The 17,486-nt window shown below is 37.6% G+C and carries 15 protein-coding genes; 4 read left to right on the top strand and 11 right to left on the bottom strand.

The genetic code is table 11. From position 1 onward, the window contains the following. Positions 1 to 160 precede the first annotated feature (160 nt). A complete protein-coding gene (locus tag CA834_RS06460) occupies positions 161 to 1,828 on the bottom strand; it encodes a formate--tetrahydrofolate ligase (RefSeq protein WP_206186855.1) in 1,668 nt (555 codons plus the stop codon). A gap of 165 nt (positions 1,829 to 1,993) precedes the next feature. Beyond that, complete coding sequence (locus CA834_RS06455; protein ID WP_094967871.1) at positions 1,994 to 5,239, bottom strand: S41 family peptidase; 3,246 nt, start codon at positions 5,237 to 5,239, stop codon at positions 1,994 to 1,996. Positions 5,240 to 5,360: 121 nt separating this feature from the next. Between CA834_RS06455 and era the strand changes: the two genes are divergently transcribed. Continuing rightward, positions 5,361 to 6,242, top strand: coding sequence for a GTPase Era (era, locus tag CA834_RS06450; RefSeq protein WP_094967870.1), 882 nt, complete (start codon positions 5,361 to 5,363; stop codon positions 6,240 to 6,242). A 6-nt stretch (positions 6,243 to 6,248) separates the two neighbouring features. Here the strand turns inward: era and CA834_RS06445 are convergent, their stop codons facing one another. Together CA834_RS06445 and CA834_RS06440 are read right to left on the bottom strand one after the other, a co-directional pair. Next, positions 6,249 to 6,980 (bottom strand): SIMPL domain-containing protein, encoded by a 732-nt coding sequence (locus CA834_RS06445; RefSeq protein ID WP_094967869.1) that lies wholly within the window; start codon positions 6,978 to 6,980, stop codon positions 6,249 to 6,251. A 28-nt stretch (positions 6,981 to 7,008) separates the two neighbouring features. Further along, positions 7,009 to 7,506, bottom strand: coding sequence for a GTP-binding protein (locus tag CA834_RS06440; protein WP_094967868.1), 498 nt, complete (start codon positions 7,504 to 7,506; stop codon positions 7,009 to 7,011). A gap of 84 nt (positions 7,507 to 7,590) precedes the next feature. Here CA834_RS06440 and der point away from each other — a divergent pair, with 84 nt between their 5' ends. Next, entirely contained in the window at positions 7,591 to 8,895 is a 1,305-nt protein-coding gene (gene der / locus CA834_RS06435) for a ribosome biogenesis GTPase Der (protein ID WP_094967867.1), read from the top strand. A 62-nt stretch (positions 8,896 to 8,957) separates the two neighbouring features. On the opposite strand, the gene CA834_RS06430 is transcribed toward der, so the two are convergent. The 5 genes from CA834_RS06430 to CA834_RS06410 are packed head-to-tail and all read right to left on the bottom strand — an operon-like array spanning position 8,958 to position 12,141. After that, the gene (locus CA834_RS06430) at positions 8,958 to 9,731 is read right to left on the bottom strand and encodes a TPM domain-containing protein (protein WP_133085472.1); all 774 of its coding nucleotides are present in this window, start codon (positions 9,729 to 9,731) and stop codon (positions 8,958 to 8,960) included. 50 nt (positions 9,732 to 9,781) lie between these two features. Beyond that, complete coding sequence (locus CA834_RS06425) at positions 9,782 to 10,219, bottom strand: TPM domain-containing protein (RefSeq protein WP_094967865.1); 438 nt, start codon at positions 10,217 to 10,219, stop codon at positions 9,782 to 9,784. Between the two features lie 8 nt (positions 10,220 to 10,227). Then, positions 10,228 to 10,827, bottom strand: coding sequence for a LemA family protein (locus CA834_RS06420; RefSeq protein ID WP_094967864.1), 600 nt, complete (start codon positions 10,825 to 10,827; stop codon positions 10,228 to 10,230). Between the two features lie 11 nt (positions 10,828 to 10,838). After that, complete coding sequence (locus CA834_RS06415) at positions 10,839 to 11,168, bottom strand: MerR family transcriptional regulator (RefSeq protein WP_094967863.1); 330 nt, start codon at positions 11,166 to 11,168, stop codon at positions 10,839 to 10,841. A 1-nt stretch (position 11,169) separates the two neighbouring features. Continuing rightward, positions 11,170 to 12,141: a M23 family metallopeptidase gene (locus CA834_RS06410; RefSeq protein WP_094967862.1), complete on the bottom strand. Its 972-nt coding sequence runs from the start codon at positions 12,139 to 12,141 to the stop codon at positions 11,170 to 11,172. A 169-nt stretch (positions 12,142 to 12,310) separates the two neighbouring features. Here CA834_RS06410 and alaS point away from each other — a divergent pair, with 169 nt between their 5' ends. Then, complete coding sequence (alaS, locus tag CA834_RS06405; protein ID WP_094967861.1) at positions 12,311 to 14,926, top strand: alanine--tRNA ligase; 2,616 nt, start codon at positions 12,311 to 12,313, stop codon at positions 14,924 to 14,926. Positions 14,927 to 14,948: 22 nt separating this feature from the next. Further along, complete coding sequence (locus CA834_RS06400) at positions 14,949 to 15,923, top strand: GSCFA domain-containing protein (protein ID WP_094967860.1); 975 nt, start codon at positions 14,949 to 14,951, stop codon at positions 15,921 to 15,923. Positions 15,924 to 15,985: 62 nt separating this feature from the next. Here the strand turns inward: CA834_RS06400 and coaD are convergent, their stop codons facing one another. Together coaD and CA834_RS06390 are read right to left on the bottom strand one after the other, a co-directional pair. Then, on the bottom strand, positions 15,986 to 16,444 hold the full coding sequence (coaD, locus tag CA834_RS06395) for a pantetheine-phosphate adenylyltransferase (protein WP_094967859.1): 459 nt from the start codon (positions 16,442 to 16,444) through the stop codon (positions 15,986 to 15,988). 61 nt (positions 16,445 to 16,505) lie between these two features. Then, positions 16,506 to 17,483 carry a D-alanine--D-alanine ligase gene (locus CA834_RS06390; protein WP_094967858.1) on the bottom strand — a complete coding sequence of 326 codons (978 nt, stop codon included), beginning with the start codon at positions 17,481 to 17,483 and terminating at the stop codon, positions 16,506 to 16,508. Positions 17,484 to 17,486 lie beyond the last annotated feature (3 nt).

The following is a 17,486-nucleotide window of genomic DNA, read 5'->3' as shown; positions in this document are numbered from 1 at the left end:
TTCTTAGAAACACGTTCCAAATATTACAGAGTTAGTCTTTCTTCAATTAGGTTAAAATTAACGGTCTATAATCTAGGTCACATAATTAAGGATGGGTTCATCACACATCTCATGATGAACTAATGACCCAAGATATTCCGAAAAATTAAAATTCGAATGTTTAAAATAAACCTGAAATTTCACCACTATCACTAATGTCAATACCTTCAGAAGCTGGATGCGCAGGGAGGCCTGGCATACGCATTATTTCACCTGTAATGGGTATGAGAAATCCTGCTCCCGAGGCAATTTCTATTTCCCTAACTGTAATGATAAAGTCCTTTGGCCGTCCAAGTAGCTTCGGATTATCAGAAAGGGATTTTTGAGTTTTTGCCACACAAATAGGCAAATTTTCCAAACCTAATTCCTTTACCTGCCTAAGTTGTCGTTTGGCGTTGGAGTTATAATCCACATGTTCGGCACCATAAATTTTTTGGGCTATGGTCTCAATTTTATCTTCAATAGCCATATCCCATTGATATAAGGGCGTAAATTTAGTATCACAGTTCTCTGCAACCTCAATGACGTGCTTTGCTAAATTCAATGCACCTTTACCACCTTTGGCCCACACGTTAGCAATGGCAACCCTGACATTTTTAATCTTCGCAAAGTCCTTAATTAATTGTATTTCTTCTTTAGTATCAGATTTAAATTTGTTGATGGCAATAATTGGAGTGACCCTAAATAGTTTAATGTTTTCTAAGTGTTTTTCGAGATTGGGTAAGCCTTTGCGCAAAGCATCAACGTCAGGGCGGTCTAATGTTTTTAAGTCAGCACCGCCGTGATATTTGAGGGCGCGAATGGTTGTAGTCAACACTACTGCTTTTGGCGAAATATTGGCGCTTTGACATTTTATGTCAAAGAATTTTTCCGCACCTAAATCAAAACCAAATCCAGCTTCGGTAACCGTGTAATCTGAATACGACATTCCCATTAATGTGCCAATAACCGAATTGGTACCTTGGGCGATATTGGCAAAAGGTCCACCATGTATAATAGCAGGATTTCCTTCAATGGTTTGAACAAGGTTAGGCTTAATGGCATTGCGCAATAAAGTGGCCATAGCACCGGCAACTTTCAAGTCTTTAGCATAGATGGGTTTTTTAGAAAAGGTATAGCCGATAAATATATTACCCAATCTTCGTTTTAGATCCCCTAAGTCCTTGGCAATACAAAGAATAGCCATTATCTCTGAAGCTGCTGTAATATCAAAACCAGTTTCCCTTGGGATTCCTGAGGTGGTGCCTCCAAGGCCAACAATAATGCGTCTTAAAGCGCGGTCATTCATATCAATAACGCGTTTCCAAGTAATAGTTCTAGGGTCTAACCCTAAGGAATTGGTTTTACTTTGAATATTGTTATCAATAATTGCAGCTAATAAATTATGTGCCTTTTCAATTGCAGAAAAGTCTCCTGTAAAATGCAGGTTAATGTCTTCTAAGGGTAAGACCTGTGAATAACCACCCCCAGTCGCACCACCTTTAATCCCAAATACTGGACCTAAAGAGGGTTCCCTAAGCACCACGGTTGTTTTTTTGTTAAGTTGGTTTAAGGCTTCAGATAGACCAATTGAAATCGTGGTTTTACCTTCGCCGGCAGGAGTGGGGGATATGGCTGAGACCAATATCAAATTGCTTTTTTGAACTTTGTTTTTATTAATGCAAGACAACGGAATTTTGGCTTTGAATTTACCGTACATTTCAATGTCATCTGGATTAATACCAAATTTTTTTGCAATCTCAATTATAGGTCTGAGTTTAACCTTTTTTGCAATCTGGAGGTCTGTCATAATTAAAAGAAAAAAGTTATGCCTCAAAAATAGAGTTTAGAATTGGTTAAAATTGTGATTTTTGTCATGTACCAAAACGCCTTATGCTTTTCATTACTATCAAGTCTAAACAAAAAAAAGAGCCACTTTGAATGGCTCTTTCATAATATTTAAACCTAATGGTTGCTAATTTCTGTTTTCATAAGCAGGCCGCTGTGGTGCTTTAAAATTGGTTTTCATTTGATTTAGTATTTCCTTAATACCGGCTTCTAATTGTGCATCCTTACCATTTGCTAAACTCTCAAAATCTTCAACCACTTTAATATCTGGATCAACACCATGACCTTCTTTGAACCATTCTCCCGTAGGGTCATACATTCTAAATGTAGGAACTGTTACTGAGCCATTATCGATAAGTTCAGGTGCACCAGAAATACCAATAAGACCGCCCCAAGTACGTGTTCCGATTAACGGACCTAAACCACGTTTTCTAAAGTAATCAGGAAATGCATCTCCTCCGGAGCCACTAAAGCCATTAATTAGCATCACTTTGGCCCCAAAGTTGCCAGCGGGTGGCCAGGCCCAATCATTGCCGTCTCTTACGGCCCAAAATGCCAACGGTTTTCGATCTAAAAGTTCAATAAATCGGTCTGGGATTTGTCCCCCGGAATTAAAGCGCTCATCTATAATCATTCCTTCCTTATCCATTTGGGCATAGAATTGTCGTACCAATTCATTTTGACCATCAACACCCGTGCTTCGAACATAGATGTAACCTACTTTGCCATCTGTTGCCGCATCGACACGTTTTCTGTTGGCTTCAACCCAGTTGAGGTGCCTTAATCGAGTTTCAGAACTAAGAGTCTTAACAATAATATGCTTTGCATCCTTCATGTTTGGCGTGCTACTTACCGACAATTGAACAGCTGTATCGGCTAAGCCTTGTAACGCTGCCGAGATTGGTTTTTGGATATCTAATGGTGTGCCATTGATGGCTAAAATATAATCACCTTCTTTAATATCTATACCGGGTTTGGTTAAAGGGGAACGCACTTCAGCATCCCATTCTGCGCCAGAAACAATCTCAGTAATTTGATACGCACCGTTATTTACTTTAAAATCGGCACCTAAATATCCTACGTTGATAAGCTCAGAACGCTCAATATCGCCACCGCCATTATAGGTGTGCGAAGCATCCAATTCAGCAATTAAATCACCTATAATAATATTGACATCATTTCTGGAATTGGCCTGTTTAACTAAGGTCCCATAACGTTTTCTCATTAATTCCCAATTAACACCGTGCATGTTTGGATCGTAGAAAAAGTCGCGCTCAAAACGCCATACATCATTGAAGATTTGTTGCCATTCGTCTTCTGGAACAACCGTCATGGTCATACCTTCTACAGGAACCGTTTTGTCTATTTTTTGTTTTTCACCAATAGTTACAACAGCGAGTTTTGTCCCCTGCATAAGTAAAACCTTTTCACCCTTGGATGCCACCATATAATTATAGACATTTTCCATCACCATTTTTACTTCGTTAGTTTTAAAATCGTAATAGTGTAGTGCTGGTGAATTAGCTGGTTCTGATCCTGAATTAGGTAATTTTATAAACAACAATTTCCCTTTAACGGCAGATAAATTAGTATAATTTCCAGCGGGCACCTTCAACATCTCAATACGGTTTTCAAAACCATCATAGTCTATGGTTGTTTTGCTTATTTCTTTTTTATCATCGGCTTTTTTGTCCTTGTCCTTATCATCCGCTTTATCGTCTTCTGATTTAATTTCAACGCTGTCGTTTTTTACGGGCATTAAGGATGCTGTTGACTTTGCTAATGTAGCCACCGCAAGATTTGAAGAATTGGGATAGATAAAGGTATTATCCATATCTGAATATACAGGTTGAAACGTACGACTGGTTATAAAAAACAGGTATTTCCCATCTTCACTAAATGCGGGAAAATTATCAGAATAATAACCAGAAGTTAACTGGGTTTTTAAGCCCTTATCTATGTTATATACAAAAATGGCACTTCTAACTCTATTATTCACACCCCTTGAATAGGCGAAAAAATTGCTATCAGGGGACCAAGACACAGAAAAATTTGATAAATCTCCATGAAACATATATTTACCTTTGTCTACTATAACTTCCTTACCGCTCTCAACATTTAAAAACGTTATGTTCATGGCCTGGTCTACATATGCAATTTTTTTACTGTCTGGTGACCAATGAATTGTATAGAAGAATCCGTTTTTATGCTTGGTTATTTTTTTTGGTTTTTCATTTCCAGACATATCGTATAATAGTAATTGGTATTCTCCGTCAACATCGCTCCAACAGGCTACATATTTACCATCGGGAGACCAAGCTGGACTACGCTCTGCAACGCCAGAAGTGTTAGTTAAATTTGAAAAAAAACCTTCTGTTGCGGGCAGATTAAACAACTCACCTCTGGCCTGAACAACCACTCTGTTGCCATCCGGACTGACAGTGGCGTTTTGCATAAAGTCTGACACTTTTTTTAACTCAGGAATACGCTGTTTTTGATCGGAAATAATTTTGATATTTATTTTATCAGTAGTCTTATTGGCGATATTGTACAGATATATGTCACCCCCAGCTTCAAAAACTATTTCAGTATTACTACTTGCTGGGTAGGTAATATCAAAGTCTTTGAATTGTGTTAGTTGGCTATTTTCCTTAGTGTTCATATCATATTTCCACAAATTATTTCTTTTGTTTGAACCAACATCAGACATGTAGTAAATGGATTCCCCTACCCACATGGGCAGTTCATCATTAGCTGTATTGTTGGTTATGTTTTCTGTTTTATAGGTTTTTAGGTCGAAAATCAAGATATCTGGCGCCGTACCACCACGATAACGTTTCCAATTTCTTGCAACTCTTGAGCGGTCTGTATAGGCTAGTTTACTCCCATCATTTGAAAATGAAGCGTACTCCCCATATGGTACTTTTAGTTTTTCAGGAGCACCACCTTTTACAGGAACTGTAAAGAATTGGCTAAAGCGCTGCCGTCCACTTTCTCTGGAAGAGGCAAAGAGAACTGCTTGTCCGTCTGGCGTCCAACCCAAAACGCGATCATTCATTCCATGATAGGTGAGGCGTTTAGGGATACCACCATTAACATTAATGACATAGACATCATTATTGCCATTGTAATTTGCTGTATATGCTATCATTTCGCCAGTTGGTGAAAACCGAGGAAAGCCTTCTGAACCTTCCGGCGAGCTTAGCCTATTGGCGATACCACCAGATTTAGGGACTATCCATATATCATCACCATATGAAAAGGTAATGTGGGTACTCGAAACGTCTGGATGTTGCATGAGTTTCCCGCTGATTTGAGCCGATAGTGAACCTAAATAAATGAAGGTAATAAGAAAAGCGACTGATTTCTTCATGATAACTTTTTGATTTTGAATTAAAGTCTTGTAAGTTATAAAAAGTCTTTGAGCTTAGTTTGATTATTTTCGCAATACTTGGCATTATTATTAGTCTTAACTTTGTAAAAAATCAAATGACATGCACAAAGCGGGTTTTGTAAATATTATTGGAAATCCTAATGTTGGAAAATCTACATTAATGAATGCCTTTATTGGTGAAAAGTTATCCATAATAACTTCCAAGGCCCAAACAACGCGGCATCGTATTTTAGGTATTGTTAATGGCGAAAATTTTCAAGCTATACTAAGTGATACACCTGGAATTATAAAACCGGCATATGAACTTCAAGAATCTATGATGGATTTTGTGAAATCAGCTTTTGAAGATGCTGATGTGTTGGTTTACATGGTAGAGATTGGAGAGAAGGAACTAAAGGATGAAGCATTCTTTAAAAAAATAACCAGTTCCAAAATTCCAGTATTGTTACTTCTGAATAAAATTGATACTTCAAATCAAGAGCTTTTGGAAGAGCAGGCCGTTTTATGGCAACAAAAAGTGCCAAATGCTGAATTCTACCCAATTTCTGCCCTGAAGGGATTTAATATTCAAAATGTTTTTAATCGAATAGTCGAATTGTTACCTGAATCCCCACCATTTTACCCTAAGGATCAACTCACGGACAAACCAGAACGGTTTTTTGTAAATGAGGCTATTAGGGAAAAAATTCTATTGCATTACAAGAAGGAAATTCCTTATGCTGTTGAGGTTGACACTGAGGAGTTTTTTGAAGAGGAAAAGATTATTAGAATGCGCAGCGTCATCATGGTTGAACGCGAGACCCAAAAAGGTATCATAATTGGGCATAAAGGTGCGGCCCTAAAAAGAGTTGGTGTTGAAGCTAGAAAGGATTTGGAAAAATTCTTTGGAAAACAGGTTCATCTAGAATTGTATGTAAAAGTTAACAAGAATTGGCGCAGTAATCAGCGTCAGCTTAAGCGGTTTGGGTATAATAAAAATTAGATGTTCTCAATCAATCTTATAAATGAGTTTCATAGTGATATTTGCAGTTTTCTTTTTTGAAGAGGTATTGAATGTCCCTCCCCAAGAATAGTCTTCACTTGAATTTTGACCCGTAATTTGAAATATGCCCATTTTTGCGGTTTTCAAATCCCCAAGCTTAGAGCCTGAGTTTTCGGCGATTTTTTCGGCCCTAGCGTAAGCATCGGCTGTAGCTTTAGAAATCATTTCTATTTTTAGATCCGCTAATTTCGTGTAATAATAGCGGGGAGGTCTTGAATAAAAATTAATTCCCTTGTTCAGAAGCTCGGTAATTTCTCTTGATATTCTCTCGATGTCCTCAACATTCTTGGATTCTATTTTTAGGGTCTGCGTTAAGGTATAGCCCAGGAATTCATCGCCGACATATTTTCCATCGCTTGTATATTTACTTCTTTGATTTTTCTGACTGGTAACGGCATTAAATACAAGCTCCTCATTTGCCACACCCTTGGTCTCTAAATAGTCTGCAATAACGTCTTTAGAAGATTTTAAATTGTCGTAAGCTTTTTTCAAGTCGTAAGCTTCGGTAGTGAAAAACCCTTCCCAAACGATTAAATCTGAAGTAAAATCTGTGGTGCCTAATCCTGTAACTGAAATCACTCCTTCAGGATTATTTCTATTAATAACGGCGTTACCAAGAATATAAGCCGCGGTAACTATGGCTAGACTAAATAAAATGGCATTGAGATTATTTTTCATAAGCAATGTATTTATTAAATATATACGTCTATTCAGACAAAATAGTTTTTCGCATAAATTTAAATAAGGCCTCCATTTCTGGTTTTCCCTTGGCGCGCCCTAAGCGACCTGCAAAATACAGCACAAACCAGAATGCAACCATCATAAGCGTCATTCCAAGTTGTAGTGCGTATGAATTTCCCAATGTAGCATTAGTATAAGCCCAAATACCAAAAGCTATAAATAATCCTGCCACTACGAAGTGTAAAAACATAAACATAGTCCAAACGGTAGGATTAGGGCCAAAAAGACCATAAACTATAGATTTGTTTTTATCGCTTTCGTTTATTTCAAGATGTAATTGTGGTGACCAAAAGTGTTGGCTATGCTTAGGGAATTTAATAAAAACATGGTCGTCCACACGGGAAATGATAAATTCACTTTGCGATTTCTTTTTTGATTCAAATAGGTCCAATAAATTCTCATGGGATATATCCATATCAAATTTAAATCTAGGTCGCAAAACGATTTCATTGGGTAATGCCATTAGGACTTAAGTATACTCTAATTTACATATTTTCTTTTAAATATATTCTAAGATTATATACTACCTTTGCGGCAATAATGTATTATGGGAAATATTGTTGCTATTGTTGGAAGACCAAATGTCGGTAAGTCTACATTTTTTAATCGCTTGATTAAAAGACGAGAGGCTATTGTCGATGCTGTAAGTGGCGTAACCAGAGACAGGCATTATGGGAAAACCGATTGGAACGGGAGAGAATTTTCCTTAATTGACACTGGTGGTTATGTGGTTGGGAGCGATGATGTTTTTGAAGCTGAAATTGATAAACAAGTAGAATTGGCTATAGACGAAGCGGATGCCATAATTTTTATGGTAGATGTGGAGTCAGGCGTAACAGGAATGGATGAAGATGTTGCCAAACTACTGCGCAGAGTGGAAAAACCAGTTTTTCTCGTTGTCAATAAGGTAGATAATAATGCTCGCGCGCAAGATGCTGTGGAATTTTATGCGTTGGGCTTGGGCGACTATTATACCGTAGCTAGTATCAGCGGAAGTGGAACGGGAGATTTATTGGACGCCATAGTGGAAGCTTTGCCGCAAAAAGAAGAGGTTGAAGAAGAAGAGCTACCTCGTTTTGCAGTTGTAGGACGTCCTAATGCGGGTAAATCATCTTTTATAAACGCTCTAATTGGAGAGGACCGTTATATTGTGACTGATATAGCAGGTACGACTAGGGATTCCATAGATACGAAGTATAATAGGTTTGGCTTTGAGTTTAACCTTGTAGATACAGCAGGTATAAGACGCAAATCTAAGGTAAAGGAAGATTTAGAGTTCTATTCTGTTATGCGAAGTGTGAGAGCCATAGAACATTGTGATGTATGTTTGCTCGTGATGGATGCCACTAGGGGGTTTGATGGCCAGGTACAGAATATATTTTGGCTTGCGGAGCGGAACAGGAAAGGGATTGTAATTTTAGTGAATAAATGGGATCTTGTTGAAAAGGACAATAAAACAGCCAAAGACTATGAAAAACAAATCCGCAAAGAAATTGCACCATTTACGGATGTGCCCATTATTTTTATTTCTGTATTAAATAAACAACGGATTTTTAAAGCTATTGAAACAGCGGTTGAGGTATATAAAAATAGGACTAAACGTATTAAGACGAGTGTCTTAAACGAGATTCTACTTCCAGTAATTGAACACAACCCACCACCGGCCTATAAGGGGAAATATGTAAAAATTAAATACATTATGCAGTTGCCAACACCGCAACCCCAGTTTGCCTTTTTCTGCAATTTACCACAATACGTCAAAGAACCTTACAAACGCTTTTTAGAGAATCAACTCAGGGATCGATTTGATTTTAAGGGCGTACCCGTTAGTGTTTACATGCGGAAGAAATAATTTGATTAAATAGTTCTGAGGTATGAACACAATATTTAAACTTATAAATAAGTAGTCTAGAACTACCAGCCGCCAGATGCGCCACCACCCCCAAAGCTACCGCCGCCAAATCCTCCGCCAAAGCCACCACCACCGAAGCCTCCTCCAGAGCTTCCTCCGAAACCTCCGAATCCACCAGATGAGCGACGTGAATAGCTGCCTCGCCCCATATTGCTTAAGATAATAGCCTCTAAAAGACTTCTGCTATCTGAGCGATTACCGCCATTTCTGCCGCCACCACCGCGACTTTTTGAAATGGCAATAATTAGAATTATGAAAATGATGAAAAGAAAAAATAACACCTCAAGCGGGAAACCTTGAGAGCTGGTTTTTCTTGTCCCTTGGTATTCGCCATTGAGGACTTCAAATATAGCATCAACGCCTCTATTTAGTCCACCAGCATAATCCCCCTGCTTAAAGTAGGGGATAATATCTCTTGTAATGATACGCTTACTCAAGGCGTCTGTTAGAAGATACTCAATACCCTTACCGGTACTAATTCCAATTTTTCGGTCGTCCTTGGCTAAAAGAATAAAAATACCGTTGTCCTCCTTGGCTTGACCGATTCCCCATGATTCAGCCCATTGAGCGCCTAAATAATTTATATATTCACCTTTGGTAGAACTTATAACTGCGACAACTATTTGTGTTGAGGTGGTATCTGAATAGCGAATGAGTTTTTCTTCTAACTGTTTTTTTTCTCCAGGCGAGAAAAGGTTTATATAGTCATAAACACTGGTTTGAAATTCTGGTTTTTTTGGGATGTCAAATTGTGCTAGAACCCTTTGGCTGCTCATAAAAAAAAGCGCACATAAGAAGATCAGTGTTGTACTATTTAACGTTTTGTTCATCCTTTTGAAATGGTATTGTCCAATTCATCGCTGTCACCGTGGATCCATGGAAAGTGCGCCGAGAGTACCCTACCCGCTTCTCCAATACCATCAATTAAACCTTGTTTAAAGTGACCTTTTTTAAATTGAAATTGGATTTTATCTCTCGTGGAATCCCAAAAGTCCGGAGCAACAACCTCATTAATACCTTTATCGCCATAGATCACAAATTCCTTATTATCCACAGCTACGTAAATCAGCACACCGTTTTGTTCCTTAGTATTATCCATTTTTAAAAAATGGAATATCTCTAAGGCATGCTCATAAACATCCATATCACATTTTTTTTCAATATGAACACGAATTTCACCTGAGGTTTTAAGTTCGGCTACCCTTATGGCATCAATGATTTCCTCTTCTTCTTGTTCAGTAAGGAAATCTTCAATATTTGACATGGTGAGGTTTAGTTAAATTCAAAGTTAACATCAGGTGCATTTTCGCTTCCAGGATCGGCTTTGTATCTTGGCATTTCATCGAAACCAAACCAACCGGCAAGTATGGTTCCGGGGAATTTGCTGATATGCTTATCATAGATGTTGACGTTCTCATTGTAGCGGTCCCTAGCAACATTAATGCGGTTTTCAGTGCCTTCTAATTGACTTTGTAATTCTAGAAAATTTTGGTTGGCTCTTAATTCTGGGTAACGTTCAACAGAGACCAATAATTTAGAAAGGGCACCGCTCAAGCCCGTTTGTGCCTGTTGGAACTGCGCAATATTGTCAGCCGTTAAATTACCAGCATCTATTGTCGTTGATGTTGCCTTTGCTCTTGCTTCAATAACCTCTCTAAGGGTAGTGCGTTCAAAATCAGCAGCGCCTTGGACGGTTTTAATTAAATTTCCAATAAGGTCATTTCTTCGCTGATACGAGCTCTCAACATTGGACCATGCGGTTTTAGCGTCTGCTTGATATTCAACTGCTGTATTGTTAAAACCAACGGCCCACTGGTATAGGCCAAAGCCAATGACAACAACTACAATTAACGGAATTAGCCATTTTTTCATATTGATAAGATTTAAAGTTGTGATTTAATTTTAATAAGTTGAGCTTTTATGCCTTCTAGTTTTTCAATAATCTCAAATTTATCGAGGGCTTGTTTCTTCTCTTCCTTCAAATGGATTTTTGCACCTTCTAAAGTAAAGCCACGTTCTTTTACGAGATGGTATATAAATTTAAGGTTTTTAATATCCTCTGGCGTAAACTTTCGGTTTCCCTTTGCATTTTTCTTTGGCTTGATAATATCAAACTCCTTTTCCCAAAAACGAATCAATGAGGCATTTACCTTAAATGCTTTGGCAACTTCTCCAATGCCATAATATCGTTTTTCAGGTAATTCTATGTGCATGCTAATCTAATGATTGGTTTTCTAATGATGCTTTTCTTAAAAGTACATCAAATTCTTCTGCCGATAAGTTACCATAGTAGAAATTTATTGGGTTGATGCGTTCGTCGTCCTTAAATATCTCATAATGTAAATGGGGTGCCTCAGAGCGCCCGGTGCTTCCCACAAAGCCAATTAAATCGCCACGTTTAACGCGTTGATTTACTTTTACATTGTATTTGTATAAATGCGCATAAAGTGAAACATAACCATACCCATGGTCTATTCTTATATGCTTCCCGTAGCCTGTGGACCTGCTATCCGCACGTTTTACAACACCATTGCCCGTTGCGTAAATAGGTGTACCTCTCGGTGCCGTGAAATCCATACCAAAATGGAATTTCCGTACTTTGGTAAAAGGATCTGTTCTGTATCCATAACCTGAAGCCATACGTGTGAGGTCCATGTTGCTAACAGGTTGGATAGCTGGTATGGATTCTAAAAACTTTTCTTTATCCTCTGCCAGTTTAGCGATTTCATCTAAGGATTTGGATTGAATGACAATGGCTTTTTCCAAAACATCAAGACGCTTATTGGTTTCGGCAATGAGCTGAGAGTTGTCATAACCTTCAAATTTTTTATAACGGTTAATACCACCGAAGCCAGCTCGGCGTTGTTCTTCGGGAATAGGATTAGCCTCAAAATACAATCGGTATATGGCATTGTCGCGTTCTTCAACATTCTCAAGGGCAGCAATAGCGTCATCCATGCGTTTGTTTAATAATTTATATTGCAGCTCCATATTTTGCAGTTCTCTTGCTAATTCTCGTTCCTTGGGAGACTCAATATATTGGCTTGAAATAAATACAAACAAAAAACCGAACAAGGCAGAGCCCAAAATAAACATGGCGGCATATTTAAATGTTGTTCTTTTCTTGCGTTGTATCTTGCGGTAAGACAACGTTTCGGGATCGTAATAATATTTTACCTTACCCATGTTTTAATTTATACTATTTTTGCTGCAAATAAGCGAAATATTTGACGTTAAGTTATGGCCTAACGACCAAACGTACAAAATTATTTTTAATACAAATTTAAAAAACAAATTAGAAATTGATATTCACGTCATTTTTCGCCATGTAGAATGAAAATAAGTTAGTTGTTATATGAAGTCTCAAGAGGTTCGTCGCAAATTTTTAAATTTCTTTAAGGAAAGGGAACATCTCATCGTACCTTCTGCTCCTATGGTTGTAAAGAACGATCCCACCCTTATGTTTGTGAATTCTGGGATGGCGCCGTTTAAGGAATATTTTTTAGGAAATGCAGAACCAAAGCGCAATAGGATAGCCGATTCTCAAAAGTGTTTAAGGGTTTCTGGAAAACACAACGATTTAGAGGAGGTTGGATATGATACATACCACCATACGTTATTCGAGATGCTCGGTAACTGGAGTTTTGGTGATTATTTCAAAAAAGAAGCCATTGCCTGGGCATGGGAATTACTAACTGAAGTTTATGGAATAGATAAAGATATATTGTACGTCACGGTTTTTGAAGGAAGTAAGGATGAAGACGGTTTGGACATGGATAAGGAAGCCTATGATATCTGGAAAGGATATATCAATGAAGACCGGATTCTAAAAGGAAACAAAAAAGATAATTTTTGGGAAATGGGTGATCAAGGACCTTGTGGTCCATGTAGTGAAATTCATGTAGATTTAAGGTCTGAAGCTGACAAATTGAAGGTTGATGGTAAATCACTCGTGAATAAAGACCATCCGCAAGTGGTTGAAATATGGAATTTAGTCTTTATGCAATATAATCGTAAGGCTAACGGTTCTCTAGAAATTTTGCCAAATAAGCATATCGATACTGGGATGGGATTTGAGCGGCTTTGCATGGTTTTACAGGGTGTCCAATCTAATTATGATACGGATGTTTTTACTCCAGTTATTCGCGAAATAGAGACTGTAACAAACACATCTTATGGCGATAAAAAGGAGATTGATATTGCCATACGTGTTATAGCTGACCATTTAAGAGCTGTAGCTTTTTCTATTGCAGATGGTCAGTTACCCAGCAATACAGGTGCAGGATATGTGATAAGGCGAATTTTAAGACGTGCCATTCGTTATGGATTTACATTTTTGAATCAAAAGCAAGCCTTTATTTACAAACTTGTGGCAACCTTAAGCAGGCAAATGGGTGAGGCATTCCCTGAGCTTAGGGCCCAAGAGCGTCTCATTGAGAACGTCATAAAAGAAGAAGAGCAGTCTTTTTTGAGAACCTTAGACCAAGGATTACTTCTTTTAGATAAGGTTATTGAAAATACCAAGACCAGAACAATAGAAGGTAACAAGGTATTTGAGCTTTATGACACTTACGGTTTTCCGCTGGACTTAACCCAGTTAATAGCCAGAGAAAGAGGATATACCGTAGATGAAGAGGGCTTCTCAAAAGAAATGCAAAAACAAAAGGAGCGTTCTCGTTCTGCTTCAGCATCTGAAACATCTGACTGGGTAATTATCAAGGATGATGATCATGAAGAGTTTGTTGGTTATGACGTTCTATCTGCAGATGTTAAAATAACACGCTACCGCAAGGTGGTGACTAAAAAGGAGGGTGACCAATATCAACTTGTGTTCAATTTAACCCCCTTTTATCCGGAAGGAGGAGGACAAATAGGGGACAAAGGCTATATAGAAGCACCTAATGGTGACGTGGTTTATATAACTGACACAAAAAAGGAGAATAATGTTATAATACATTTTACTAAGCATTTGCCAAATCATATTGAAGATTCCTTTAAAGCTGTTGTGAATAGGGAACACAGGCGTCTGTCCGCAAGTAATCACACGGCTACCCATCTCTTGCATCAAGCTTTGCGAACCATTTTGGGTCCTCATGTAGAGCAAAAGGGATCTTTGGTTAAGCCAAAATATTTACGCTTTGATTTTTCACATTTTTCAAAGGTAAATGCTGATCAGTTACAGGAAATAGAAGATTTTGTCAACTCAAGAATTAGGGAGAATCTACCCTTAGAGGAACAGCGCAATATTCCTATGCAAAAAGCTTTGGATGAAGGCGCTATTGCTTTGTTTGGAGAAAAATATGGCGATAGTGTTAGGGCCATACGGTTCGGTCAGTCTATAGAGTTATGTGGTGGTACGCATGTGAAGAATACCGGAGATATATGGTATTTTAAAATTAAATCAGAGAGCGCTATTGCAGCTGGAATAAGGCGAATTGAAGCGATTACCAATATGGCGGTTGGTAATTATTTTGAGCGTATTGATAAAGAATTTGAAGCAGTTAAGAATTCCCTTAAAAATCCTGTAGAACCCGTTAAAGCAATAATGAATCTGCAAGATGAAAATACGAGTTTAAAAAAGCAGGTAGAAGCTTTGCTAAAGGATAAGGCCAAGAATTTAAAATCAGAATTGAAAACAGAGTTAACGGAGGTGAATGGTATTCAATTCTTAGCTAAAAAAATCGATTTGGATCCTACAGGAATTAAGGATTTGTGTTTTGAACTTGGAAGTCAGTACAATAATTTATTTCTATTGTTTGGAACTAATAATGGAGGTAAGGCCATACTGACCTGCTATATTTCAAAGGAGTTGGTCAACGAAAGAGACTTAAATGCTGGTACAATTGTTAGAGAGCTTGGAAAATATATTGAAGGAGGAGGTGGAGGTCAGCCTTTCTTTGCTACTGCAGGTGGAAAAAATAGCGATGGTATTGCTAAGGCATTGAACGCAGTGAAAGACTATTTATCATAAGTTCATTATTTTGCCATTAGAAATGAAGCTTCAAACCAAGATATCCATAAAAAGGCAACCACATCATCTTATAGACTATGAGTCTAAATTGCTCCTTTTAGGATCTTGTTTTTCCGATAATATTGGTCATAAGTTTGATTATTTTAAATTCAACACCCTGATCAATCCTTTCGGGATTCTCTTCCACCCCTTGGCTATTGAGAACCTTATTACCAGGGCTATAAATAAGGAATATTACACTGAAAAGGAGTTACGTCAAAAAGATGGTATATGGTATTGTTTTGAAGTACACTCAAAATTAAGGGATCAAAGTGAAGGTAAGTTAGTCAGTCGACTTAACCTTCAGCTCAAAACGACCGAAAAGTACTTAAAGTCTTGTTCTCATGTTGTGCTGACATTAGGCACTGCCTGGGTTTATAGGCATATCGCGACTGATACGATTGTTGCAAATTGCCATAAATTTTCTCAAAAAGAATTTATAAAGGAATTACTTTCTTTAGAACAAATAGAGGAGTCTTTGGAAGCTATAATAAGCCTCATTAGAGATGTTAACCCTAAAGCGACATTTATTTTAACAGTCTCCCCAGTGAGACATTTGAAAGACGGTTTTGTTGAGAATAATCGCAGTAAGGCCCATTTAATTTCTGCTGTGCATAATGTTATTTCGCCCAGAAAGGGACTGTTTTATTTTCCATCTTATGAGCTCATGATGGATGAGTTACGTGATTATCGATTCTATGAAGCGGATATGATACACCCCAATCCCCTTGCTGTTCAAATAATTTGGGAACGTTTTAGAGACTTATGGATTGTTGAAAAAACCATGGATGACATGGAAACCGTCGACTCTATCCAAAAAAGGTTGAGTCACATCCCTTTTAATCCAAACTCACACTCGTATAAAACTTTTCTGAGTAAGCTAAATGCTGATATTGAGCAGTTCCGGGATGTATTGCCATCTGTTGAATTTGAAAGGGCTAAAGACCCACAAATTTAAATAGTCAAAATTTAGGTATTGCAAAATTAAGGGAATCAACAGCAGGGTTGAGGTTAAGTATATTAGAAATTAGCAACGACACTTTTGGGTACCAAAACCGTATAGTCGCCGTTATTTCTAATGACATCTCGCACAATGGATGAAGAGATATAAGAGGTTCTGGCAGCAGTTAAAAGAAAAACAGTTTCGATTTTTGATAATTTCCTGTTCGTATGGGCAATGGCTTTTTCAAATTCAAAATCAGCAGGATTTCGCAACCCTCTTAAAATAAATTCTGCATTAATTTCTTCGCAATAATCAACAGTTAGTCCTTCATAAGTTGTTACCTTAACTTTAGGCTCATTTTTAAAGGCCTCTTCAATAAAATGCATACGTTTCTCTAAGGAGAACATATAGTTTTTGTCTGCATTGATGCCGACAGCGACTACCACTTCATCAAATAATTTTATACCGCGTTTAATGATATCGTAATGGCCAAGCGTTATTGGATCAAAAGACCCCGGAAATAGTGCGCGTTTCATTTAAAATAAGCTTTGATGTAATCTCAGTTGTAGAATATGTTTTGATTATCAAAGATAACTATTAATTTTTCATAGCTTCCTCGATGGCGTTATCAAATAATTCCTCTAAGGAAATACCAGCTTTAGCCGCCTGTTGGGGCAAAATACTTTCTGTGGTAAGTCCTGGTACGGTATTTAGTTCTAAAAGATATGGTTCATCATTTTTAAATATAAATTCACTTCTACTAAATCCTGTCATTTGAAGTGCATCGTAAATTTTTGCGGCTTCGTGTCTCACTTTGTCTTCATAGTCTTTGGGAATTCGGGCCGGAGTAATTTCTTGGGATTGACCATTGTATTTCGCTTCGTAATCAAAAAAATCATTTTCAGAAACGATTTCAGTAATTGGAAGAACGGTAGTTTTACCTTTATAGCTAATAACTCCGACAGAAACTTCCACACCATCAAGGAATTCCTCTATAATAATTTGGTCATCTTCCTTAAAGGACTTTTCAATTGCCGTCTTTAGATCTTCTTTTTTATATACTTTGGAAATTCCAAAACTACTGCCGGCCTTATTGGCTTTGACGAAACAAGGTAGACCTACTTTTCCAATAATTGCATCTTCGTCAATAGTATCGTTTAGGTTAAGGTAAAAGCTCTCTGCTGATTTGATGCCAAAGGGTTTTAAGGTAGCAAGTAAGTCGCGCTTATTAAAAGTTAAGGCAGCTTGATACATTGCGCAACTCGTTTGAGGCAGTCCAATTAATTCAAAATAGCCCTGCATAAAACCATCTTCTCCCGGCGATCCATGAATAGCGTTAAAAACGCAGTCAAAATGAATCCTCTGGTCATTTACAAGAGCAGAAAAATCATTTTTGTCAATAGGAAATTCTTCTTCCATTTCATTTACATAAGTCCATTTGTCCTTAAAAATAAGGATACGATAGGCATTGTACTTTTTCTTATCTAAAGACTCATAGACCACATTGCCGCTCTTGAGGGAAATTTTATATTCACTTGAATATCCACCCATTATAATGGCTATATTTTTTTTCATTCT

This window comes from Winogradskyella aurantia (assembly GCF_002266855.1).
In the GTDB taxonomy this organism is placed as follows: domain Bacteria; phylum Bacteroidota; class Bacteroidia; order Flavobacteriales; family Flavobacteriaceae; genus Winogradskyella; species Winogradskyella aurantia.
The sequence above is the reverse complement of the archived record's forward strand: the minus strand, read 5'-3'. Positions and strand labels throughout refer to the sequence as shown.